22 protein-coding genes are annotated in these 22,933 nt (G+C 63.5%); 12 read left to right on the top strand and 10 right to left on the bottom strand.

Annotated features, from left to right (window positions below; genetic code table 11):
- The coding region (locus tag VGH54_RS24555; RefSeq protein ID WP_331514735.1) for an enoyl-CoA hydratase-related protein at nucleotides 1-472 on the top strand (472 nt) is incomplete at its 5' end.
- A gap of 35 nt (nucleotides 473-507) precedes the next feature.
- Here VGH54_RS24555 and VGH54_RS24550 read toward each other — a convergent pair.
- The 3 genes from VGH54_RS24550 to VGH54_RS24540 are packed head-to-tail and all read right to left on the bottom strand — an operon-like array spanning nucleotide 508 to nucleotide 3,644.
- Nucleotides 508-1,410: a 1,4-dihydroxy-2-naphthoyl-CoA synthase gene (locus VGH54_RS24550; protein WP_331514734.1), complete on the bottom strand. Its 903-nt coding sequence runs from the start codon at nucleotides 1,408-1,410 to the stop codon at nucleotides 508-510.
- A 2-nt stretch (nucleotides 1,411-1,412) separates the two neighbouring features.
- Nucleotides 1,413-2,495, bottom strand: coding sequence for a LuxR C-terminal-related transcriptional regulator (locus tag VGH54_RS24545; RefSeq protein WP_331514733.1), 1,083 nt, complete (start codon nucleotides 2,493-2,495; stop codon nucleotides 1,413-1,415).
- A 15-nt stretch (nucleotides 2,496-2,510) separates the two neighbouring features.
- Complete coding sequence (locus tag VGH54_RS24540; RefSeq protein WP_331514732.1) at nucleotides 2,511-3,644, bottom strand: LuxR C-terminal-related transcriptional regulator; 1,134 nt, start codon at nucleotides 3,642-3,644, stop codon at nucleotides 2,511-2,513.
- Between the two features lie 228 nt (nucleotides 3,645-3,872).
- Here VGH54_RS24540 and VGH54_RS24535 point away from each other — a divergent pair, with 228 nt between their 5' ends.
- The 6 genes from VGH54_RS24535 (at nucleotide 3,873) to VGH54_RS24510 (ending at nucleotide 10,118) form a co-directional block, all read left to right on the top strand.
- Nucleotides 3,873-4,850: a quinone oxidoreductase family protein gene (locus tag VGH54_RS24535; RefSeq protein WP_331514731.1), complete on the top strand. Its 978-nt coding sequence runs from the start codon at nucleotides 3,873-3,875 to the stop codon at nucleotides 4,848-4,850.
- 34 nt (nucleotides 4,851-4,884) lie between these two features.
- Nucleotides 4,885-5,670 carry an enoyl-CoA hydratase/isomerase family protein gene (locus VGH54_RS24530; RefSeq protein WP_331514736.1) on the top strand — a complete coding sequence of 262 codons (786 nt, stop codon included), beginning with the start codon at nucleotides 4,885-4,887 and terminating at the stop codon, nucleotides 5,668-5,670.
- Nucleotides 5,671-5,794: 124 nt separating this feature from the next.
- Nucleotides 5,795-7,498: an AMP-binding protein gene (locus VGH54_RS24525; protein ID WP_331514730.1), complete on the top strand. Its 1,704-nt coding sequence runs from the start codon at nucleotides 5,795-5,797 to the stop codon at nucleotides 7,496-7,498.
- The gene (locus VGH54_RS24520) at nucleotides 7,498-8,691 is read left to right on the top strand and encodes an acyl-CoA dehydrogenase family protein (protein WP_331514729.1); all 1,194 of its coding nucleotides are present in this window, start codon (nucleotides 7,498-7,500) and stop codon (nucleotides 8,689-8,691) included. The genes VGH54_RS24525 and VGH54_RS24520 overlap by 1 nt, the downstream gene beginning before the upstream one ends.
- Before the next feature lie 22 nt (nucleotides 8,692-8,713).
- Nucleotides 8,714-9,457 (top strand): CoA transferase subunit A, encoded by a 744-nt coding sequence (locus VGH54_RS24515; RefSeq protein WP_331514728.1) that lies wholly within the window; start codon nucleotides 8,714-8,716, stop codon nucleotides 9,455-9,457.
- 19 nt (nucleotides 9,458-9,476) lie between these two features.
- Nucleotides 9,477-10,118 (top strand): CoA transferase subunit B, encoded by a 642-nt coding sequence (locus tag VGH54_RS24510; RefSeq protein WP_331514727.1) that lies wholly within the window; start codon nucleotides 9,477-9,479, stop codon nucleotides 10,116-10,118.
- A 3-nt stretch (nucleotides 10,119-10,121) separates the two neighbouring features.
- Here the strand turns inward: VGH54_RS24510 and VGH54_RS24505 are convergent, their stop codons facing one another.
- The 7 genes from VGH54_RS24505 to VGH54_RS24475 form a co-directional block, all read right to left on the bottom strand.
- On the bottom strand, nucleotides 10,122-10,892 hold the full coding sequence (locus VGH54_RS24505; protein ID WP_331514726.1) for a FadR/GntR family transcriptional regulator: 771 nt from the start codon (nucleotides 10,890-10,892) through the stop codon (nucleotides 10,122-10,124).
- A 165-nt stretch (nucleotides 10,893-11,057) separates the two neighbouring features.
- Nucleotides 11,058-11,516: a MaoC family dehydratase gene (locus VGH54_RS24500; protein ID WP_331514725.1), complete on the bottom strand. Its 459-nt coding sequence runs from the start codon at nucleotides 11,514-11,516 to the stop codon at nucleotides 11,058-11,060.
- 46 nt (nucleotides 11,517-11,562) lie between these two features.
- Nucleotides 11,563-11,787, bottom strand: a complete 225-nt coding sequence (locus tag VGH54_RS24495) for a hypothetical protein (protein ID WP_331514724.1) — start codon at nucleotides 11,785-11,787, stop codon at nucleotides 11,563-11,565.
- 15 nt (nucleotides 11,788-11,802) lie between these two features.
- Nucleotides 11,803-12,696: an SDR family oxidoreductase gene (locus VGH54_RS24490; RefSeq protein ID WP_331514723.1), complete on the bottom strand. Its 894-nt coding sequence runs from the start codon at nucleotides 12,694-12,696 to the stop codon at nucleotides 11,803-11,805.
- Nucleotides 12,697-12,738: 42 nt separating this feature from the next.
- Nucleotides 12,739-13,533, bottom strand: a complete 795-nt coding sequence (locus VGH54_RS24485) for an enoyl-CoA hydratase-related protein (RefSeq protein WP_331514722.1) — start codon at nucleotides 13,531-13,533, stop codon at nucleotides 12,739-12,741.
- Between the two features lie 111 nt (nucleotides 13,534-13,644).
- The gene (locus tag VGH54_RS24480) at nucleotides 13,645-15,531 is read right to left on the bottom strand and encodes a 1-acyl-sn-glycerol-3-phosphate acyltransferase (RefSeq protein WP_331514721.1); all 1,887 of its coding nucleotides are present in this window, start codon (nucleotides 15,529-15,531) and stop codon (nucleotides 13,645-13,647) included.
- Nucleotides 15,492-17,000, bottom strand: coding sequence for an HAD-IB family hydrolase (locus VGH54_RS24475; RefSeq protein ID WP_331514720.1), 1,509 nt, complete (start codon nucleotides 16,998-17,000; stop codon nucleotides 15,492-15,494). Before VGH54_RS24475 ends, VGH54_RS24480 begins: the two co-directional genes overlap by 40 nt.
- Nucleotides 17,001-17,533: 533 nt before the next feature.
- Between VGH54_RS24475 and VGH54_RS24470 the strand changes: the two genes are divergently transcribed.
- The 5 genes from VGH54_RS24470 to VGH54_RS24450 all read left to right on the top strand — a co-directional run bounded on the left by VGH54_RS24470 (nucleotide 17,534) and on the right by VGH54_RS24450 (nucleotide 22,932).
- Nucleotides 17,534-18,634 (top strand): NAD(P)-dependent alcohol dehydrogenase, encoded by a 1,101-nt coding sequence (locus VGH54_RS24470; RefSeq protein ID WP_331514719.1) that lies wholly within the window; start codon nucleotides 17,534-17,536, stop codon nucleotides 18,632-18,634.
- 51 nt (nucleotides 18,635-18,685) lie between these two features.
- Nucleotides 18,686-19,618, top strand: a complete 933-nt coding sequence (locus VGH54_RS24465; RefSeq protein ID WP_331514718.1) for an alpha/beta fold hydrolase — start codon at nucleotides 18,686-18,688, stop codon at nucleotides 19,616-19,618.
- Complete coding sequence (locus VGH54_RS24460; protein ID WP_331514717.1) at nucleotides 19,611-21,026, top strand: wax ester/triacylglycerol synthase domain-containing protein; 1,416 nt, start codon at nucleotides 19,611-19,613, stop codon at nucleotides 21,024-21,026. The genes VGH54_RS24465 and VGH54_RS24460 overlap by 8 nt, the downstream gene beginning before the upstream one ends.
- A gap of 56 nt (nucleotides 21,027-21,082) precedes the next feature.
- Nucleotides 21,083-21,412 carry a hypothetical protein gene (locus tag VGH54_RS24455; RefSeq protein WP_331514715.1) on the top strand — a complete coding sequence of 110 codons (330 nt, stop codon included), beginning with the start codon at nucleotides 21,083-21,085 and terminating at the stop codon, nucleotides 21,410-21,412.
- Nucleotides 21,413-21,600: 188 nt separating this feature from the next.
- Nucleotides 21,601-22,932, top strand: a complete 1,332-nt coding sequence (locus tag VGH54_RS24450) for a cytochrome P450 (RefSeq protein ID WP_331514714.1) — start codon at nucleotides 21,601-21,603, stop codon at nucleotides 22,930-22,932.
- The last annotated feature ends 1 nt before the right edge of the window (nucleotide 22,933 follow it).

Raw genomic sequence — 22,933 nt, 5'->3', positions numbered from 1 at the left:
CGCCGGTTACGCGCTCGGTGGTGGCTGCGAGCTCGCGATGATGTGCGACGTGCTGATCGCCGCCGACACCGCGAAATTCGGCCAGCCGGAAATCAAGCTGGGCGTGCTGCCGGGCATGGGCGGCTCGCAGCGGCTGACCCGCGCCATCGGCAAGGCCAAGGCGATGGACCTGATCCTGACCGGACGCAACATGGACGCCGAAGAGGCCGAGCGCAGCGGTCTGGTGGCACGGGTCGTGCCCGCCGACGATCTGCTGACCGAGGCCAAGGCCCTCGCCACCACGATCTCGCAGATGTCGCGGTCGGCGTCTCGGATGGCCAAGGAAGCGGTCAACCGCGCCTTCGAGTCCACGCTGACCGAGGGCCTGCTGTATGAACGTCGGCTATTTCATTCGGCTTTCGCGACTGACGACCAGTCCGAAGGAATGGCCGCGTTCATCGAGAAGCGTGCACCGAACTTCACCCACCGCTAAACACATTGAGTCCGTTCAGAATTGCTCGCTGGAAATCAGAAGTAACGCGGGAAGCGGCCATAGTCCGGATCGCGCTTCTCCAGAAATGCGTCGCGGCCCTCGACGGCCTCATCGGTCATGTAGGCCAAGCGGGTCGCCTCGCCGGCGAACAACTGCTGGCCCACCAGCCCGTCGTCGAGCAGGTTGAGCGCATACTTCAGCATCCGTTGTGCTTGAGGCGATTTCGCGTTGATCTCAGCTGCCCACTGCACGCCCACTGACTCCAGGTCGGCGTGATCGACGACCTCGTTGACCGCACCCATGCGATGCATCTGCTCGGCGGTGTAGGCCCGACCAAGAAAGAAGATCTCGCGCGCGAACTTCTGGCCCACTTGTCGGGCCAAATACGCGCTGCCGTAGCTGCCGTCGAAACTGCCGACGTCGGCGTCGGTCTGCTTGAACCGAGCGTGCTCGCGGCTGGCCAGCGTCAGATCACAGGTCGAGTGCAGGCTGTGCCCGCCGCCGGCGGCCCACCCGTTGACCAGGCAGATCACCACCTTGGGCATAAACCGGATCAGCCGCTGCACCTCCAGGATGTGCAGCCGTCCCGCCCGCGCAATATCGACGGTCGCAGCGGTCTCACCGACGGCGTATTGGTAACCGGTGCGTCCACGAATGCGCTGATCCCCGCCCGAGCAGAACGCCCAAACCCCGTCCTTGGGCGACGGCCCGTTCCCGGTCAACAGCACCACCCCGACGTCGGGCGACATCCGGGCGTGGTCCAGAACCCGGTATAGCTCGTCCACCGTGTGCGGGCGAAACGCATTGCGTACCTTTGGACGGTTGAACGCGACCCGTGCCGTCGCGTCGCTGACATGGCCGTGATAGGTGATGTCGGTCAGATCGGCGAATCCATCGACGGAACGCCACGCCGACGCGTGAAAAGGATTGTCGCTCACAGTTACCGGTTGCGTCGCCGAAACGCCGTTCTGGCGTCGTCTATGTAGAGGGCGATCGCCTCCGACCGGTTGATGGCGCCGATCTTGCGTAGGATCCGCTTCACGTGGGTCTTGACCGTTTCAACCGTGATGACAAGCTCGTCGGCGATCTCGGCGTTGGAGGCTCCCAGGACCAGCCTCTCGAACACTTGGCGCTCACGGTCCGACAGCGTGGCTGCCAACGCGGAATCCGCCGCTATGGTCGGGGGCTCGACCCGAGTGTCGTCTTCGACATCAAAGCTAATGGCTGCTGCGGCGATGCGGTCTGCTTGCTCGGTCAGCCGCGCAGCCGCGCGGGCGATCGAGGTCCGCTGTTGCTGCACCCATTCGGTATTCAGCATGCGCTCATGAAGCAACGAATAGGCGGAGGCGAACGCGTCGAGCACATCGATGTCAGCGGTAGAAACCCCGCCTTCACCGCGGCGCCCGACGTGCAGGAGCGCGACCACCCGCGATTTCGCGATGATCGGGGCAACGAGATAGTGCACGGAGCCGAGCAGCTCCCGATAGCCCGGCGAGGCGGGCATGTCGGCCTCATTCGTCTGGACGGTGTCCCGGTGGCGAATACAGGCCCGCTCGGGTTCACACTCACGACGCGGGATCACGGTGGGGCCGCCCAGGCCGTGGTCGGATTCCTCGACGACGAATCCGTCGTCTTCGACGAACGACAGCAACGCGCCGTCGAAACCCAGCACGTCACACAGTTCGGTACAGGCTTGGCGGCCGAGCCCTTGCAGCGATCCGGCCTTCTTCATGCGACGGATGCCAGCGGTCAACGACCGCACCACATCGACGCGGTCACCGGCTCGCACCTGGCGCGCTTCGACCTGGGCCTGCAGGAAATCTGTCAGGAGGCTCGGTCCGATCGGTGACGCGGTGTCGTCGCGGACGCAGCGTTGGTGGGTCAGCAGCCGCTCGGTGGTGGCGGCCGACATCGTGACGGCCTCATCGAGTGTCGTCGCGTCACCCGATCGGTGGGTGCCAAACGCGCTGCATAGTTGTTCGTCGAGTTCGTTGAGCCTGGCGACCATCGCGCGGTTGTTCATCGAGACTCCCCTACATCAGCTGGCGATGCCAGCATAGATCGCGACCGCCGCTGCCCTGCTGGACGTATTGAGCTTCTTGGCAATGTGTTTCAGATGCGACTTCACTGTCCCTTCGGAGATCACCAGGCACCGGGCAATCTGGTGATTGGTGGCGCCGGTCGCCACATGCGACATGATCTCTCGTTCGCGGGCGGTCAACGCGGGGACAGCGGGTTCCTCGCCGCGGTGATAGGCATCGTGTAGCTGTATCGGCACCGCGCCTGGCAATGACCACAACACCGATCGGGCTGACCCGCTGAGCAGTTCGTCGACGTTGTCGCACACATTGTCGACTTCGACGCGTTGTTGCGCGGCCTTCTCTTCGAGCGCCGCGCTCTCGAACGCCACCGACAGACACTCGGCGAAGGCCTCCAACTGTTCGAGATGGTCCATCGTCACGATTCCGTGGGGTTCGGGGCGGTCGACATGCAGAATGCCGATTGCCCTGCCCTGAACGGTGATCGGGGCGGCGATATAGCCAAAGCAGCCGGAGGCCTCGACGAGCCCCTTGAAAGTACGTTTGTCATCCATCGGTGACGGCGCAAATGCGCCGCACCGTTTGCGGACGACTTCTGTCTCCAGCGGAGCGTCCGCCAACGGGATGTGGCGGTCAGTTATGTATTCGAGAAACTGTCGCCCATGGGGATCGGCCTTTTCCTCTTCGATGTGCAGGTGCTGGGGCAGCCACAGCGAACCGCGCACGATGGAGATCAGCGTCCGCGCAAAATCCAACTCCCGGCTCAATACGTCCGGGGCGGCGTGGATCATTTTGCGCGGCGGCAGACCCCGTAGGTACCCCAGGGCCTGACGGATCTCCGACATGGATTTGACCCGGCGAGCCAGATCGTGGTCGAGCAGTTCGCACTGCAACCTCAGGATCGTGACCAGAATTTCGGCGGTTGTCGCCGCGTCCGCTGTCGGATCGGATGGCAGCGAAATCCGTTGTTCCAGGCGTTGCCTCAGGCTGTCCAACTGGTGCGCTAACGCGGCCGGCGTCAGCTCGGGAGGCGGCACTTTGAGGTGGTCGGCGGCGGCCGCGACGGCCGCCTCGGCACGCGCAATCACCATGGGATCCTCCGCGATGGAGGCCATAGGCACCCGCAAACTCATCGCTGCTCCTCTGTTCTCGTGAGCCGGCCATCGCGGCGATTGGTCATACCATTAGACCGAAGTATAGAGCACATGTAACGCGCGCCACAACGCATCCGCAAACATTGGCTTGATCACAGTGCCCCGCAGTCCAACAGACCGGAATTTTCGTCCAACTCATCCGACCGCAAAGGCGCTTGTGCGCAAACTTAGGCAATGGTCTAATGGTCAGGCCATAGGAGGTGGACTTTGCACGCTGTGATCATGCAGGAGTTCGGGACCGCCGCAGTGTTGCGACCCGGCGAATTTCCCGGCCCCGCGACAAGGCCGGGATGGGTAACTGTAGCGCTACGCGCCAGCGCGTTGAACTGGCATGACGTCCTCGTTCGCCAGGGCCGTTACAAATCGCCGCTGCCACATATCATCGGCGCAGACGGCGCCGGCGTGCGCGCCGACACCGGAGAGGAAGTGGTGGTGCTGCCCTCGCTCAACTGGGGCGATCGCGAAGAAGCGCCGGGCACTCACTGGGAAATCCTCGGCGACTACAGCCCTGGCACATATGCTGAGCTGGTCAGCGTGCCTGCTGACTGCCTGGCACCCAAACCGCACGGTCTCAGCTGGGCCGAGGCCGCGGCGCTGCCCTTGGTCGGATTGACGACATACCGCGCACTGTTCGCCCGCGGACGGCTGCAAGCAGGCGAGTCGATGCTGGTGGTCGGTGCCGGCGGCGGGATCGCCACGATGGCGATCGCCCTCGCGGTCGCCGCCGGGGCGAGCATCACCGTGACGTCCTCCTCGGCCAAAACCATCGAGCGCGCCGTGGCCGCGGGGGCCCGCGATGGCGTGCTGCACAGCGAAGAGGGATGGCCGGAGCAGGCTCGCGCTATGTCGCCGGACCACGGGTTTGATCTGGTCCTCGACCCGGTTGGCCGTTGGACCGAGTCAGTGCGGGCGTTGCGCCCCGGGGGCCGGTTGGTGGTCCTTGGTGCCAATGCCGCACAGACCGCCGTCATGGACATCCGCAGCTTCTACTTCGGTCAGTTCGATCTGCTGGGAACGACCATGGGCAGCGGCAGGGACTTCGCAGGCCTGCTCCACATGATGGATCGATGCTCGGTGCGCCCGCCGGCCATCGACCGTAAGTTCCCGCTGGATCGGGCCGCCGAGGCACACGAATACCTGGAGCGCGGGCGCACGTTCGGCAAATGCGTACTGACACACGACTAGGAGGCCCGCGGTGAGCGAGCAAGCCGAACTGATTATGTACCGGCTCGAAGCCGCCACCCCCGAGGGCGATGCCCTGGCGGCTTACCTGACGATGAATGACCCGGCGCGACGCAATGCCTTGTCGGACGCGCTCCTCGATCAGCTGAGCGCATCGCTGCAACGCGCGGCAGCCGACCCGCGGGTGAGAGTGGTCGTCCTGACATCGTCTCACCCGCGGATCTTCTCCTCGGGCGGCAACCTTGACGCATTCGCCGACGATCGCGCAACAATCGTTAAATACGCTGGCCTCTCGCGCTTCCCTACCCTCTTCCGCACGCTTACTGGAATCGAGAAGCCGGTGATCTGCGCGGCCAACGGTGACGTGCTTGCTGGTGCGCTCGGCATCGCGTTGGCCTGCGATCTGATCATCGCCAAAGAGTCGATACGACTTGGCTGCCCCGAGATCAACGTCGGCGCCTTCCCGTTCATGATCTCGGCTTTGATCTTCCGCGCCACCGGTCGCCTGGTCGCCAACGAACTCATGATGACCGGCCGGCTGGTCAGTGCCGCGGAGGCTGCGGCCGCCGGGTTGGTCAACAAGGTGGTACCCGACGGTGAGTTCGACGACGCCCTGCGTCAGTGGATCACCGACATTGCCGGCAAATCACCGTTGCTGCTCGGTATGGGCAAGACGGCGCTGGCGGCGACCCGCGACATGCCGCTGGAATCGGCGCTGGACTACCTGCAGGCACAGCTGGCCTTGGCCTTCACCACCGATGATCTGGCTGAAGGGGTCCTGGCCTTCAAGGAGAAGCGCTCCCCCCACTGGCGCAACACCTGAAGACCGCATCTCGCCGACACGCACTCCTTGCCGTTTCGGTCTGACCATTCTATGATTTGAAGAATTATGCCTCCGGGGCAACCAGTGCCTGGAGGGCGGGATCCCGAAACCGAGGAACAGCGCGATGAAGCCGAGCCCGTACACCGACCGCTACAGCCAGCAGGAAATCGACCACTACTACGAATCGGGAATCTGGGCGACCGAGACCTTTCATGACTTGTTGGTTCGGCGCGTCCAACAAAACCCCGACAAGATCTTCGCGACCGACGGGACGAGATCGCTGACGTACCGAGAGCTCTTCGAAGCCGGCCAAAGGTTGGCCGTCGGTCTACACCGGCAGGGCTTGCGACGCGGCGACACTGCCGCCGTCCAGCTGCCCAACTGGGTCGAATTTATCCAGGTGCTGACCGCACTGTCGCGACTCGGTGTCGTCATGGTCCCGATCATGCCGATTTATCGACGCGACGACGTCAGCTATGTCCTCGCTAATGCCGGCGTCCGAGCGGTGTTCACTCCTGCGAACTTCGGAAAATTCGACTATTTGGACATGTATCTCGGCCTACGCAAGGAACATCCGACACTCACGCTCGTCGTCGCCAGGCCCGACAGCACCGCAGAGGAAGTCGCCGACGCCGATGCCGATGTGTTCACCCTGCAGCAGCTGGAGGCCGATACCGACGACGAGAGCGCCCGCCGGGAGCTCGACGCTCCGCCCAATCCGGATGAGCCGTTCGTCATCGTCTACACCTCGGGCACCACCTCGCGGCCGAAAGGATGCGTGCACACGTTCAACACATACTGTGCGGGATCACGCGCGCTGGCCGGACCATTCGGCTACACCGAGACCGATGTCCAGTTTGGCCCCTCGCCGATAGCCCACACCACCGGGCTGGTCACCAGCGTGTTGCTGCCCCTGCTGACAGGGGGGTCGACACACATCATGGCCAAGTGGGACCCGGCCCGCGGCATTGACGAGATTCAGCGCTTCGGCTGCACAGCGGCAGTAACGGCACCAACCTTCCTGCACACCTTGATATCTGAGTACAACGCCGAGCGTCACGACCTATCCACGCTGCGGTTGTGGACATGTGCGGGCGCGCCCATTCCTGCGGCGGTAGTTCAGCAGGCCAGCGCAGCACTTCCCAACATGAAGGTCCTCAGCCTCTACGGGCGAAGCGAAAACCTAGTCACCACAACATGTTCCGTCACCGACGACGTTTCGCGCGCGCTAACCTCGGATGGCAAGCCTACGCCGGGTGCAGAGGTCAAGATCGTCGATGAAAAAGGCCACGAGGTGCCCCGCGGTACCGAGGGCGACATCGCTTACCGCGGCCCCGCCCATATGATCGAATACCTTGCGAATCCTCAAGAAACCGCGGCCCTTTTCACCGCTGACGGCTTTTCCAAGTCGGGCGACCTGGGAACCATGACCGACGACGGATTCGTGCGGGTTACCGGCCGCACCAAAGACATCGTCATTCGCGGCGGGATGAACATCAGCGTTCGCGAGATCGAGGAGCACTTGGCGCATCACCCTGCGTTGCAGGCGTTCTCGGTGGTGGGCATGCCCGACGAGAAGCTCGGCGAGAAGGTGTGCTGCTACGTGGTCGCCAAACCGGGGAACGAGCCGCCGACGGTGGAGGGACTCCGGGAGTTCTTGCTCGGCGAGGGCATGCCCATCCAAAAGACACCCGAGCGGGTCGTCACCCTCGACGCGCTGCCGATGACCGCAACCGGCAAAGTCCTTAAACACGAGTTGCGCAAAGACATCGAACAACGCCTCAAAAAGGAAAGCGCGCATACCCAGCAAACGGCTGGTGCTCCCTGATGGAATTGAAAGACAGTCCCGCCGAAGCTGAATTCCGTGCACAGGCGCGGGCGTGGTTACACGCCACCGTGCCGCAGTTGGGCGGGCCCGAACCAGAACGCCTCGAGGACAAGCTGGACTACTGGCGCACGTGGCAGCGCTTGCTTTACGATGCCGGGTATGCCGGTCTGTCATGGCCGAAGCAATACGGTGGCGGCGGCGCCGACGCGAAGCTGCGCGCGATCTTCAACGAGGAACTCGATCGAGCCGGTGCACCTGAGCGGCTCAACATCATTGGCGAGGATTTCGCCGGACCGACGATCATCGAGTTCGGTACGCCGGCCCAGCAGCAACGCTTTCTTCAACCGATCCTGACCGGTGATGAGATCTGGTGCCAGTTGTTCTCCGAACCGGAGGCCGGTTCGGACCTGGCGTCCTTGCGCACGACCGCCACCAAGGTGGACGGCGGCTGGCGGATCCAGGGACAGAAAATCTGGACAAGCCGCGCCCAGTTGGCGGCGCACGCGATCCTGCTCGCCCGCACGGGCGGCGGACCCCGTCACCGCGGGATCACGTATTTCCTACTCACGATGCACAGTCCGGGCGTCGAGGTCCGTCCGCTGGCACACATGCTGGGAGAGGCCGAGTTCAACGAAGTATTTCTCGACGAGGTCTTCATCCCTGATGACTGCGTCCTCGGTAGCGTGGATGGCGGATGGCAGGTCGCGATGGGCACCCTGGCGTTCGAGCGAGTGGCCATTGCCACCGGCCGGGTGAACACCACAGGGGCCGTCCACGATCTGATCAATCAGATCTCTTGTCGTACAAAAGATGACGGCACACCGCTGGGGACCGACCCGCTGGTGCGGCAACGCATCGCGGATCTGTACGGTCGGGCGCTCGTGCACTACCTGATCGGACAGCGAGTCATCACCGGAGCCGCCGGTGACGGTCCCCCGGGCCCGGTGACCTCGATCGGCAAGCTGTACTTTTGCCCACTGGTCGAAGACATCGCCGATTTCGGGCTAGAGCTCGATGAGATGGGTGGGCAGTTCTCGCTCGCCGAGAAGACCGCGGCTGATTTGTCACCGGCCGACGGTCAGCGGTGGCTGCGCCTTGCCTATCAGGCTCGGGGCACTGCCATCGCGGGCGGCTCCACGTTCATCCAGCGCAACATCGTCGCCGAGCGCATCCTCGGCATGCCCAAGAGCTGAAATCGCGAGGAGGCTTGTGACGATGGACAAAGTCGTAGCAACGACGGCGGAAGCCGTTGCCGACGTGACGGACGGGTCGTCGCTGGCAGTCGGCGGGTTCGGGCTGTGCGGCATCCCCCAGGCGCTGATCGCGGCGGTGCTGGAGCTCGGAGTCCGCGATCTGGAAACGGTCTCGAACAACCTGGGAGTTGACGGGATCGGCTTGGGAGTCTTGTTACAACACAAGCGAATTCGGCGCACTATCAACTCCTACGTCGGGGAGAACAAGGAATTCGCCCGCCAATACATGAGCGGTGAGCTTGAGCTGGAGTTAACCCCACAGGGCACATTGGCCGAGCGACTGCGCGCCGGCGGCGCCGGGATACCCGCCTTCTACACCCCCACGGGGGTAGGGACACAGGTGGCCGACGGGGGTCTGGCGTGGCGCTACCACGCAGACGGTACTGTGGCCGTTGCCTCGCCGCCGAAGGAAACCCGCGAATTCGACGGTGTCGCTTACGTATTGGAACGAGCGATCCGCACTGACTTCGCACTGGTGCACGCTTTCAAAGGCGACCGGCACGGCAACCTCGTCTACCACGCGGCCGCCGCCAACTTCAATCCGGACTGCGCCGTGGCAGGCCGGATCACTATCGCTCAGGTTGAGCACCTGGTCGAACCGGGCGAAATCAACCCGGCCCACGTGCACACCCCGGGGATCTACGTGCACCGGGTGGTCCACGTACCCAACCCGGTGAAGCAGATCGAAAAGGAGACCGTCCGGTGATGACGATGGAGCAGCAACGATGAGCTGGAGCCGAGACGAGCTGGCGGCACGCGTCGCCGCGGAACTGCACGACGGCCAGTACGTCAACCTCGGCATCGGATTGCCCACCCTGATTCCGAGCCACATCCCCGCCGATATCACCGTCGTCTTGCATTCAGAAAACGGGATTCTCGGCGTCGGGCCCTACCCCCAGCGCGAGGACCTCGACGCCGACCTGATCAACGCGGGCAAGGAGACGGTTACCACGTTGCCTGGTGCGGCGTTCTTCTGCTCGTCGTCCTCGTTCGGGATCATCCGCGGCCGGCACCTGGACATTGCGGTGCTCGGCGCCATGCAGGTCTCGGCCGCCGGCGACCTGGCCAACTGGACCATCCCCGGCAAGATGATCAAAGGCATGGGCGGGGCGATGGACCTGGTCCACGGAGTGGAAAAGGTTTTCGTGATGATGGAACACACCGCCAAGGACGGCAGCGCGAAGATCGTCGAGCAATGCTCGCTACCACTGACCGGCAAGCGCTGTGTGAGCCGAATCTTCACCGACCTTGCCGTCATCGACGTCGCCGACGATGGTCTGCACCTGATCGAGACCGCGCCGGATGTCAGCGTCGACGAAGTTGTCGCGAAAACCGAACCGCGCCTTGTTGTTTCTGCGCTGACTTGATCCTCAGTCGTCGACCTCGATCGCCTCGCGTTTATCCACAGCCAGTGCGGCCTTCGCGTAGCTGTGCACATGCCGACGCATGCGCCGACCGGCCGTATCGGCGTCGCGGCTACGGATTGCGGTGGTAATCGACCGATGCGCCCGCGCCGTGACTATTCGCACGTTTTCGTCGACGAAGGCCGCATTCTCGGTCCCGGCGTAGATAGCGTTTGACAACGCGGTCATGAAGCCGATCAACAGTTCGTTATGACTGGCCATCGCCACCCCCACATGCCAGTCAAGGTTGGACTGCAGAAACGTCGACAGGTCGGCGTCGGGATCGGCGATCTCTTCGTTGGCACGATCCAGCAATTCCAGATCGTCGTCGGTCCGTTTGCGGGCTGCCGACTCAGCGCAGAACGGCTCCAGCGCCTCACGGGTTTCCATCAGGTCCTCGAGCTTGATCCTCTGGCCGCGGATCAGCATGCTCACCGAGCTTGCCATCCCGTTGGTCGTCGGCCGCTGGACGAATGCCCCACCGGCCCGGCCCGCCCTGACCCGAACCAGGTTCTGCACCTCCAGGATGCGTAATGCCTCCCGGACCGTAGCCCGGCTCATCTGTGTCTGTTTGACCAGCTCACGCTCCGCCGGAAGCGCCGTACCCTCAACCAGCTCGCCGGACAGGATCCGCTCGCGAAGTTCGCGGGCTAACACATCAGACGCCTTGGGAACATCCACCGGCTTGAGCAACACGGTTGAACGTATTGGGGCCGAGCTCGTCGCGCCTGGTTCCATCGTCCTTCGCCCTTCTAAGCTTCGGTATAAAGGTAAGACCTATTATATGGTTATTTTATTACCCGAAGCCGCTGACCGCATTCGGCCGTTACCTACTCGCGATATACCGCACGTCACAGGTCGAATCGTCCCTTCTCCAATCGGCTGCGCGTTACAGGGTGGCGGCTAAAAAATCATGCGGGCAATAAGCTCCGCCACAGCGGCCGGCTTCTGAGAACCGTCCAGCTCGACCGTGTGCCGCACTATCAGGTCAACGGTGGTGTCGTCCACCTTGGCAGCGTCGACGACCTCAGATCGAACGCGGATGCGACTGCGAGCCGGAACAGGCGCAAGGAACCGCACCCTGTTGAGTCCGTAGTTGATGCCCATCTTCGCGTTTTCGACACGGTAGTTGGCCTTACTGAGGGCGGGAATCAACGAAAGCGTCAGGAATCCGTGGGCAATTGTTCCACCGTAGGGACTTTCGGCGCTCGCGCGGTCCGGATCGACGTGAATCCATTGGTGATCCCCTGTGACGTCGGCGAACGCGTCGATGCGCTTCTGGTCGATTCCCGTCCAGTCGCTGACGCCTAGCTCTTGGCCGATCGCCTCAATAGCGTCCTCGATCGATGAAATGACTCGCACTGCGCACCTTCCTGGTCGGGGATGAACCGGACCCGGCTCACAACTATCAATCTCTACGCTGGCGCCATTGGTTATCCGCGTTCGCCAGTGCGTTGACCGCGGTCGAGCCAGAGCCGCCGACGACCACACCCACAACGATCATCGCCGTGTTGTCCATCGCGAAACCCAGTACTGCGAGGGAGAATCCGGCGAGCGCTATAACCACCGCCATGCCTAACCGCAGTGGGGGCGCGCCGCACTCGCGTACCGCCGTATTCGTTGCCTCTGTCATCGTGGTGCCGATCAGTTACACCGAACGGGCGGCCTTGGCCGTCTCCGACGCCGCCCGGCTGCGCTCGCGTGCGGCCGCCCAATCCTCGTCCGTCATCGCCGTTAGGCCGGCGAACGTGTTCGGCCCGGCGAGCCGTTGGCCCCCGTCCATCGCGATGGTCTCCCCGGTCAGATAGTCGCAGGCGTCGGAGAACGCGAAGATCGTCAAATTCGCGAGTTCGTCGATCGTCCCTGGACGACCGAGTGGGATCTGCTCTGATTGGGTAGCACCGACCGAGCTCTTATCGGTGGGATTCAGCATTTCCCAGGCGTACTCGGTCGGAATCGGTCCCGGCGCAAGGGCATTGAGACGAATGCCGTAGCGTCCCCACTCGACGGCAAGTGACATTGTCATCGCATGTATGGCCGCCTTTGCCATGGCCGACGGAACCACGAACGCCGAACCGCTCCACACCCATGTGGTCAGGTTTGACAGCACCGATCCATGCAGGCCTTCGGCGATCCAACGCCTGCCGACGGCCAGCGTCGTGTTGAACGAACCGGTCATCACGGTAGAAGTGACCGCGTCGAATGCGCGAGGGCTCAAACTGACAGTGGGCGCGATGAAGTTCGCCGCGGCGTTGTTCAGTAAGCCGGTCAAAGGTCCTTGCCGATGCCAAATTTCGGCGATGGCAGCGGCCACCTGATCGAAGTCCCGGACATTCACCGCCTGGTAGTGGACGCGGCCGGGCTGGCCGGCCGAGATCTCTGCGGCGGCCTCCGCCAGCACCGTTTCGCGTCTACCCCATAAATGGACTTGGGCGCCATGCGCGACCAGCTGCCCAGCCACCCCACGGCCCAGCCCCGTGCCGCCGCCGGTGATGAGGATGCGCTTGCCATCCAGCACCATGGGGTCAAAGATGCGCGTCATAGCCCATACTCTTTCCGATGATTGCGCCAGTCGACGATCGGCTCAGTTGCCGCGGTAGGCGGCGAATTCCGGCACGCGCTTCTCGTTGAACGCGGTAATGCCTTCCTGCGCTTCGGGTGTCTCGCCGAACATCTTCAGAGTCGAGTAAGCCATCTGGCCTACTGATGCGAATTGTTCGGTATCGGTGTTGAACGACTGCTTGAGAACCTTCAGCGAGGTCGGCGAAAGCATCAAAATCTCGTCCGCCCACGCCCGCACCTCTGACTTGAGCTCGTCGGCAGGCACCACCTTGTTGACCAGTCCCCACTCTGCTGCTTGCTCCGCCGAATACCTGCGGCACAAAAACCAGATCTCGCGGGCACGCTTTTCTCCCACCACGCGTGCGAGGAAGCCGGTGCCGAAGCCCGCGTCGAAGGATCCGACCCGTGGACCGTTCTGACCGAAGACCGCGGTGTCCGCCGCGATCGTCAGGTCACACAGCACGTGCAGGACATGGCCGCCGCCGATCGCAAAGCCGTTTACCGCAGCGATAACCGGTTTTGGCACGTCGCGGATGACCCGATGCAAGGTGTCCACCTCGAACAGCCCGGTATCGGACGGCCCGTAGTCACCAGTTTCGGCGCGCTGCTTCTGGTCACCGCCGGTGCAGAAGGCTTTCTCCCCTGCCCCGGTCAGACAGATCACACCGACTTCTGAACTTGCCCAAGCGGTTTTGAAAGCACGGATCAGCTCGTCGAGCGTTCGCGCCCGAAACGCGTTGTACCGATCGGGCCTGTTGATCGTGATCCAGGCCAGGCCGTTGTCGACCTCGTAGGTGATGTCGGTGAACTCGGTCATCGGTTGCCTCTCTTCGTTGAAAGCCACAGCACGGTGGTCGCCACGGTTATGGTCTTACCATATTACCAAAACCACATCGGTTGGCGAAATCCTATTCTTCCGGGGGCCCCCTCAAGCCGGTGCGAAATCCCGGCGCTGCTGGGCCAGTTCGCCGATCGAGCGCTGCAGGTCCTCGAGCTCGGCGACGAGCGCTGCCCGACCATCCGCTATGTCGGTCGAAGCGGTCTCGGTATCGAGGAGCCCCCGGTGACGCGCCATCTTCAACGCGGTGGCAAACATATCGCCTGATACCGATTCCTCGGTGATGCGATGTTGCAGTGACCACTGCCGAGCGAGGCGAAGGCACCTCGTCAGAAATTCCTGTTCGTCGACGTGGCGGCCCGCACCGAGGTTCAGTAACTCCTCGGCCACCACTCGGTAGGCGTCGATGAACGGCCTGAGCACCAGATGAGCTACCAGCAGATCACTTTCATTCAGACTTCGCGTGGCCTCATCGATGTCAATCGGTACGTCCGGGTCGTGGCTGCGGCCGGTCATGATCGCAAACTCATTCCACAGCTCATCGGCGAATTCAGCCCGTCCGGCGAAGAAAAAGTCGAACTTGAGCAGTTCGCGGACCGCTAAGGCTCGCTCCCAGCCAATGCGCTTGGTGGCTCCTGGCGTTCGCACGATCGCCAGCAAGGCGAGTTCGGCGATCGCCCTCATCACCAGAACATGGATTGCGCTATTGCGATAGACCGCAACGATCAGATGCTGGTCAGCGCCGATGCCCCACACTGTCGTCGGCCCTTCGGAGTAGGACGTCAACACACCCGAGCCCACCAAGTCGTGCAGCGTTTGCGATACGGTGGCGCGCTCAGTGAGATCTGCTCCCCCGGCGACGGGCCAGTCGCGGTCGTGCAAGTACCGAGCCAGCGGTGCGACGGTGGCGCACACTTCGTCGAGGGTCAGGGCGCGGTCTGCGCCGAGCATCGCAACGCACACGGCCGCCGTCGCAGTCACCGGCGTGGCTTGATTTAGCCGGTGACAGATTTCCAACGCGATCCGTTCAACCACCTGCTGCTCGTTCAGGCCCTCTCCGCGCAACTCAGCCATTCGCGCATACAACGCCACAGGTGACCCGAAGTTGATGTATATGCGTCCCAAGCGATCCCGCAGGCCGCGCACATAACTGAGTAGCCAGCGCGCATTCTCGGGCCTCTTCGGAAGTCCGCGCGACTCTTCCGTCATCAGTTTTACTTCGTGCAGCGGCAGTTGGTCGAAAAGGATAGAGACCGGTACAGCGAGGGTGCGCTCTGATCGGACCGACTCGACCGCGTCGGTCACATAACGCAGCAACCCGTATCGCGGCGGCCGTAACTTGCCGGTGCGCGTCCGGCCTCCTTCGATCGACCACACTAGGTTGCGACCGCTGGCTACCATCTGGCCAACGAGTGCGCGCAACGCCAATCGGTACACCGGCATATCCCCCGTCGAGCGTCGCACCGGAATGAAGCCGTTACGCCGAGCGAATGTACCCATTGGAAAAAAGTTAAGGTTCGCGCCGGCCAGTCCGAACGTCGGCGAAATGCCCTCCTGCGCAAGGCGTGGGGGAAACGAAAACTGGTCCAGGTAGGAACGGTGTGAGATCAAGAAGATCAAAGCGTGGTCACGGTCGAGTTCCCGCAATTTGGCCAGATCGTCGTCATCGACAACGACTTGGAATCCGCGCACCATCCATGCGGACCAGGCCTGCCAGGCGCGCACCACACCCGGAACATGGGTTGCTGCCATCTCGCGCACGTAGACGGCAGCCTCGGCCCGAACGTCGGCAACGTCGCGGCCCAGCCGCGATGCTAATTGCGCTGTGCTTTTGGAGAATTCGTTGGAACTGAGTAGAGCGCCGGCCTCATCCGGTGACTGCGTGGAGGCGGACCCGTTGGCGCGCAGTAGGCGCGCGAGGCGATCCGCCAGCACCGTCATTTCCGCACCGGTGCCTTCGCGATCATCTCGGACCATCGCTGTCCCGCCTGGCTGCCCGGCCAGTCGTCGAGGGTGTCTACGTAGAGTTGGCGCATTCGGGGCACCCACTCATCGAGATCGGCTTTCGTCCAGTCGACAGTCGGAAGTGGCTCGTGGACAACGACTTCGATCGTGCCTTCCTGAGCCACCTTTGCATTGCGCCACATGATTTCGCCGGCATTGCGGATCACAATCGGAACGATCGGAACTCCGGCATCACGAGCCAGGTGAAAGCCCCCCTTTTTGAAAGCCCCGACCCGGGGGCTGAGCGACCGGGTGCCTTCTGGCGAAATCACGATCGAAACGCCTGTGCTCAGCTTGTCGATCGCCGGCTGCATTTCGGAGATGGCCTTCGACGTGTCGGCGCGGTCGAGGAACGCCACGTCGGCCAGCGTGAGTAGCGGTCCTAGCACGGGTATCTGCTTTACTTCGGCCTTCGCCACAACGGTGAACCCCCGCTGCACGACGTTGGAGGTGACAAGCGCGTCAATCAGCGTGCTCTGGTGATTGATGAAGAACACGGCCGGCCGGTGCGTCGTGTGCTCCCGACCGACGACGTCAATCTTGATATTGCCGAATTGGCCTGCGGCCCTGCCGAACAGGGACGTGGCCAGGTCCACTCCACCACGGCTGTCGTTCGTCAATACTCCGACGATCGCTCCGGCGCCCACCGCCGCGGCGAAGCTGCCGTACAACGCGGTCGTCCGGGCCAGCGCCACCGGGTTCAGTCGGCCACGCTTGCCCCGGAACCGCACGACATCCCAGCCGTGCTCCGCGGCGTGTTTGGCCAGGATCGGCGCCGGGTTGACCGGATGCGGGAATCCAACGCTATCGAGCATCGCGACGTCCTCATCGCCATTGGCATAGCCGTAGCAGTTTCTCAACGAGATGCGTTGCCGTCTCGCGAATTCCTTGACCGCGGCGGCCTTACCGTCGCCCCATAGCGTACGTCCTGCCAGCTCCCCGGTGAGCACGCCTTGCTCGGTTTCGAGCTGGGTGCACAAGACGTGCTCGATACCCAGTTCGCGGGCCATCGGCTGGGCCTGCATCCGCGTCGCCGATGTGGCGATGACAACGGTGTGGCCGCGGTTTTGGTGGGCGCGTACCAGTCGCCACGCCCCGTAAAAGAGCGACCCGGCGATGTCTTGGCTGAAAAGCTGTTCGCCGAGTTCCATCAGGTCGTCTTCGGTGCGGCCCACCCAGCCGCGGATTCCTTGCACCAGGAGGTCTTCGAACGCGGCTTCGTCGAGGGGCCCCCCGAGCGCGGCACGCAGTGTGCGGACGAACTCATCTGGTCCGAGTTCAAAATTGCGGGCGCGATGAGCGTAGAGCGCGCCGGCCGAGTAGCCGTCAATCAGGGTTCCGTCAAAGTCGAAGAACGCGGCGACTTTCGGACCGTCAGGCGCCGCTTTGATCTGCTCGATGAGCTCGTTGACCGTTATCAGCGGCGGAGTAGTGCTGGTCATTTCACATCACGCTGCCAGCGTCGTGAGCTGCCTCGAGGACCCCGTTGTCCTCGACGCAGCCCCTGAGCATCCACATCTTGCCTCGGCTCGGACGCAGGTTCTCGTCCCAGCGCAGCTGGTGGGCGTACTGCGATTCTCACTTCATCTCCCCTGCGTCGCCGTCGTGACGGCCGTGCCGCGGGATTGCGGTCTCCGTTGACCGCAAACCCGGCCCCGACACCGCGCCCGCATGCCTGGAGTTTGGGACGGAGGGCACACCGGCACGCTATCGGGGCGGGTAGCTTGCGACAGTCACCTTGGCTCTGGCCATCTCACTATGAAGAGTCAAAATCGTGCGGCCAAGAGTATTGGAGCGAAATACCCCTTCTGTGGGGTAGAGAACCGCCCGATGTGGTGACGCGCCCGCTCCGTCAGTTCGGCCACACTCGCTCCATCGGGATCAGCGCAGTTGAATCCGACTTCTACTGGCTCGGCTGTTAATCGCGAGCAGAGCCAGTTCGGACCCACCGCCGCCGGAAAGAAAAGGGGCACGGATGCAGATCTCAGCCGCTGTGGTTCAGGAGATCGGTGCGCCGTTCACCCTCACCGAAGTGGAGCTTCAAGAGCCAGCCCCCGACGAAGTCGTGGTAGAGATCGCCGGAGCCGGCATCTGTCACACCGACATCGCCGTCCAGCACGGGCACCTACCGTTTCCGTTACCCGGCGTGCTGGGTCATGAGGGTAGCGGAACCGTGGTGGCGGTCGGTGAGCACGTAACGACTGTCGCCGTTGGCGATCACGTCGCGATCAGTTTCAATAGCTGCGCCGCCTGCCCGCGGTGCACCAAGGGAGAGCCGGCGTATTGCCATAACTTCCTGGAATACAACTTCGGCGGGGTGCGTCCCGACGGTTCGTCCGGGTTAGCTTCTGGCGGAACGAAATTGGGAGCCAACTTCTTCGGACAGTCGTCACTGGCGACGCACGCGCTGGCTCACGAACGCAACGTGGTCAAGCTCCCGCCGGGCGCTCCGGTCGAGCTCGTCGGCCCGCTTGGCTGCGGCATCCAGACCGGGGCCGGCGCAGTGCTGAACTCACTGGACGTGCAGCCTGGCACGACCGTGGTCATCGCCGGCGCGGGAGCGGTGGGCCTGTCCGCCGTAATGGCTGCTGTGGTGCGCGACGCCTCGTCGATTATCGCCGTCGATCTCCATGAGAGCAGGCGGGCACTGGCCACCGAGCTCGGGGCCACCCACGCTGTTGACCCGCAGGCCGGGCCATTGGCCGACCAGATCCGTGAAATCGCACCCGCGGGCGCCGATTACGCCGTCGACACCACCGCTGTGCGACCCGTCGTCGAACAGCTGCTTGCCTCCCTCGGGATGCGGGGGATGCTCGGGTTGATCGGCGTGCCTGCCGACCCACAAGCCATCTTTTCGGTCGGGCTATTTCAGCCGCCGCTGCTCGGGCTCACCATCCGGGGCATCGTCGAAGGCGATGCCGACCCGCAGACGTTCATCCCCTACTTGCTTGCTCTGCATGATCAGGGCAAGTTCCCGTTCGACAAGCTGATCACCACAATGCCGCTGGCCCAGATCAACGAAGCGGTCGCGGCTCAGCACCGCGGCGAGGTCCTCAAAGCCGTGCTGACACCCTGATCGAGTTCTGAGACAACAATGACGACCAACAGGCGACGACGGGCAACCACCGTGGCCACGGCGCTCCTGGCCGGCAGCGTCGCGGCCGCGGTGGCTACACGTGCCCTGCGCGAACACCAGCGACCTCGCGAGGTGTTGCCCGTGCTGGAACTGACCCCTAGCCATCGCGGTGGAACCGGAACGCCCCTGCTGTTGCTACACGGCATAGGCACCATCTGGCGGGTCTGGTCGCCGGTACTGCCGTATCTCGAACCTCACCATGACGTCATCGCGCCGACCCTGCCGGGCCACGGCGGCGCGCCACCATTGGATCCACAAACTGCGCCCTCGATTCAGGCCTTGACCGACCGCATCGAGGACGATCTGGACCGGCTGGGTCTGCAGCAAGTGCACATCGCCGGCAATTCCCTGGGCGGGAGGATCGGAATCGAGCTCGCGCGCCGCGGCCGGGCGCGATCCCTGGTGTTATTCAGCCCCCCAGGGGCCTGGCGCTCACAGCGCAGCATTGAGTTACGGGCAACCGGGGTACGGCTCTCGCTCGGCGCGCTCAGTCGCTACGCGTCGCGCGCCGACGCGATCGCGGCAAATGGCGTGCTGCGCCGATCACTATTGGCCGGGCAGGTCGCGCACCCGGATCGCGTCCTACCCGAGGCGCTGGCGGCTTCCATCCGGGCCGGGGGCCTGGCGCCGGTAGTCGCTCCCTTACTTCGGGAATTCCCGATTCAGCAGGTACAGCCCCTGCCAGCTGTTCGGGACTACCCCGTCCGGCTGGTGTGGGCCGGCCAGGACCGGGTGCTGCCGTTCGACGGTTTCGGCGCGCCGATGCTGGAACGGCTGCCCGGGGCGGAGCTGATCCACCTTCACGGCGTTGGACATGTCCCGATGTCCGACGACCCGGTCACCGTCGCGAAACTGATCCTTGAAGTGACACGTGCGGTGGACAACGCAGCAGCGTCAACCGAAATGGGCGATGACCATGCCTAACGCCGACGACGACACGCTTGCCTCGTGGGGAGGGGGACAAGACCTCAGCGCGTGGGAAGCATTGATGTGGCGCACCGGTGGCGACTACCGAACGCGGTCGACCGGTGTCATGGTCGAGTTGCTCGACACTGAGCCCGATTGGGATCGATTGGTGGCCGCCCATGATCGGTTTACCCAGCGAGTGCCGCGGCTGCGGGAACGGGTCGTCGAGCCGGCGGTGCCCTTGGTTGCACCGGCATGGTCACCCGACCCGCATTTCGACCTGGAGTACCACCTGCAGCGGGTGCGACTACCGGGCGGCGGGTCAATGGCCGAATTGCACGATCTGGCCGCCCAATTCGCTGCGCGCCCGCTAGATCCCGAGCGTCCACCCTGGGAGGCGCTGCTAGTGCTCGGCATAACCGAAGGTCGGGCCGCCTACCTGTTCAAGCCGCATCACAGTCTGAGCGACGGAATCGGTCTGCTGCAATTGCTGGACCTGGCTCACGGGCACAGCCAGGATCCCGGACCCGCCGACGATCGGCCGATGCCCGAGCCGCGACGGGCAGAATCACCGGAGGGCCTCCTGGTAAACCGGTTGGCAGGCAAGATCGCCGGTGCTCCCGCGGACGCGCTGCGCGAGACCGTCCGCCTCGCCGGCCGGTTTGTCGGCGATCCCATCGGAACAACGAGCGAAGCCGTTAAATTCGCGATGTCGCTGCGGCGCGTGCTGACACCGCCAGACACACCGCATTCCCCCGCGCTGACCGGCAGTGGATCGGGTTACCGGCTGGACACCTTCGACGTCGCGTTCGACGACCTGAAAGCGGCGGGCCGAGCTGCCGGAGGTTCGGTCAACGACGCATTCCTGGCTAGTCTGCTCGGCGGGGTACGGCGCTACCATGAAAAGCTTTCTCTTTCAGTCGATTCCATGCCCGTGGCGATACCGGTGAGCCTGCGCACCGACGCCGATCCGATGGGCGCCAACAAGTTCGCCGGCGCACGGTTTGTCGCACCGGTCGGTGAAGTCGATCCCGCAACTCGTATCGCCGCCATCCACGACTTCATCGCCGATGCGCGCATGGAGCCCGCGCTCGGATTTCTCGATCTCCTCGCGCCGGTGTTGAGCCGCCTACCGGGGATTGTGCTCTCTCGCCTCGCCGGTGGGATGACCGGACTTTCCGACCTGCAGGCTTCTAACCTGGGCGCGATCGGTCGTCCGCTGTATCTGGCAGGCGCGCGGGTGACACGGGTCTACCCGATGGGACCCCGTCCCGGCATCCCGGCCATGGTGGCGATGTTGACTTACGACGGAACCTGTTGCATCGCAGTCAACTTTGATCCAGACGCCATCGTCGACGCAGCAGCATTCTCAAGTTGCCTGCGCGAAGGTTTCGACGAGGTGATTTCCCTCGCGCGAACCGCTTAATGCGAATTTGTACAGGCGGATGAATTAACGAACACGACTGGCGAAAGGACAGGGTCATGAAATTTGATGACGTCGTCGCACTCCTTGATAAATCGGTTGGGGGAGCGGACGCCGACGTCGCTTCTCACGGTCCCTTCTGGCGTGGCGTCACTCGAGACCGCTTTGTCGACATGAAGGTCGGCGGACGCAGACTCGTGAGCCTCGGTGACGGGGCGAACTCAAATCTGGTGTTGTCGCTGAAAGGCGAAGCACCATTTGGCTCCGACCTGGACGACCCTCCCGCGGGAGCCGTGACGCCCGCCATGCCCGCCTACCTCGATCCGATGCCGGCGGACGACGTCAAGGCCATCGAGCAATGGATAGACGACGGTTGCCCAGCCGACTGAGCGACCGTGAAGTGTCAATTCGAGTGTCGACCGGCACCGATTACCCCCAATGTGGGAGCCATCACCCCCCGTCATGGTGACGCACAAAGCAGCCTATCGCGATGAGACTTGAGTCACCAGAACCCTCGCCCACAACGGCTCGTGGACGAAGGCTGTAGGGCACCCAAGAACACAGAAAGAGGACGTCGATGACGACCGCTCAGCAAGCCGAACCGGCAGTTCTTCCCGAAAAAATCGCTCGGCAGTTGGTGCTCCCCGAGGGCCACGCCGACCTCGGCGCGCTATATGACGCTTACAAGTGGATGCGCAACAACATGCCGGTGGCACAGGCCATAGTCGAGGGTTACGACCCCATCTGGCTGATCACCAAACACGCTGACATTCAGGAGGTCGAGAGCCTGTCGGAGGTCTTCGCCGCCGGCGGCGGCGAAGAGCACCCCGGCTCACACAACCCGATCCTGCAGAACGCCGCGGGTGACGCGTTCACCAAGCAGCTCCTCGGCGGCAGCTTGCGCATCCTTGACGCCCTCCCCTATATCGACCCGCCCGAGCACACCCATGCCAAGAACATGGCTTTCAACTATTTCAAGCCACCGTCGGTCAGAAAATTGGAAGACCAGATCCGCGACCTCGCCGGGGAGTCCGTCGACCATCTCAAGACGCTTTCGGCCCGTGGAGAAATTGACCTCGTCGACGACTGGGCGCTGGGCTTCCCGCTGCACGTGATAATGACGCTGCTGGGGGTACCGCCCGAGGACGAGCCGCGGATGATGGCGCTCACCCAGGAGTTCTTCGGCACCGCCGATCCGGAGCATCAGCGCGAAGACGTCGAGGCGCTGACCCCGGAGGCGATGGCCCAACAGTTCGCCGCCACCATTCAGGACTACTTCGCCTACTTCGACACCTTGGCCGAAGACCGCCGCGCCAATCCGCGCGACGACCTGGCCACGGTGGTCGCCTGCGCGAAGCTGGCCGACGGTGAGTACTGGCCCAAGACCTTCGTTTACGGTTGGTACACAGCCATTTTCACCGCCGGTCACGACACCACCTCAGCAACCCTGGCCGGCACGCTCAAAGCTCTGGCTGAACACCCCGACGTGCTGGCGCGGGTCAAAGCGGACCCGAGTTTGGTGCCCGACCTCATCCAGGAGGGTTTGCGGTATGTGGCACCGGTTAAGCACTTCATGCGCGTAGCGGTGAAGGACTACACGTTGCGCGGGCAGACCATCAAGGCCGGTGACCGGGTGATGCCGCTGTTCCAGTCGGGCTGCCGCGACGAGGACGTCTTTGACCACCCCGACGAATTCGACATCGACCGCAAGCCCAACAACCACCTGGCTTTCGGCTTCGGAGCACATACCTGCGTCGGCCAGCACCTGGCGAAGCAAGAACTGAAGGTGATGTTCGAAGAACTGCTGCCCCGCCTGGAATCGATCGAGATCCGCGGACCCGGCAGTGTCACGCAGACCAACTTTGTCGGCGGCCTGAAACACTTGCCCGCCAAGATCACAATCTCCTGAA

This window comes from Mycobacterium sp., assembly GCF_036488105.1.
Taxonomy (GTDB): domain Bacteria; phylum Actinomycetota; class Actinomycetes; order Mycobacteriales; family Mycobacteriaceae; genus Mycobacterium.
The sequence above is the reverse complement of the archived record's forward strand: the minus strand, read 5'-3'. Positions and strand labels throughout refer to the sequence as shown.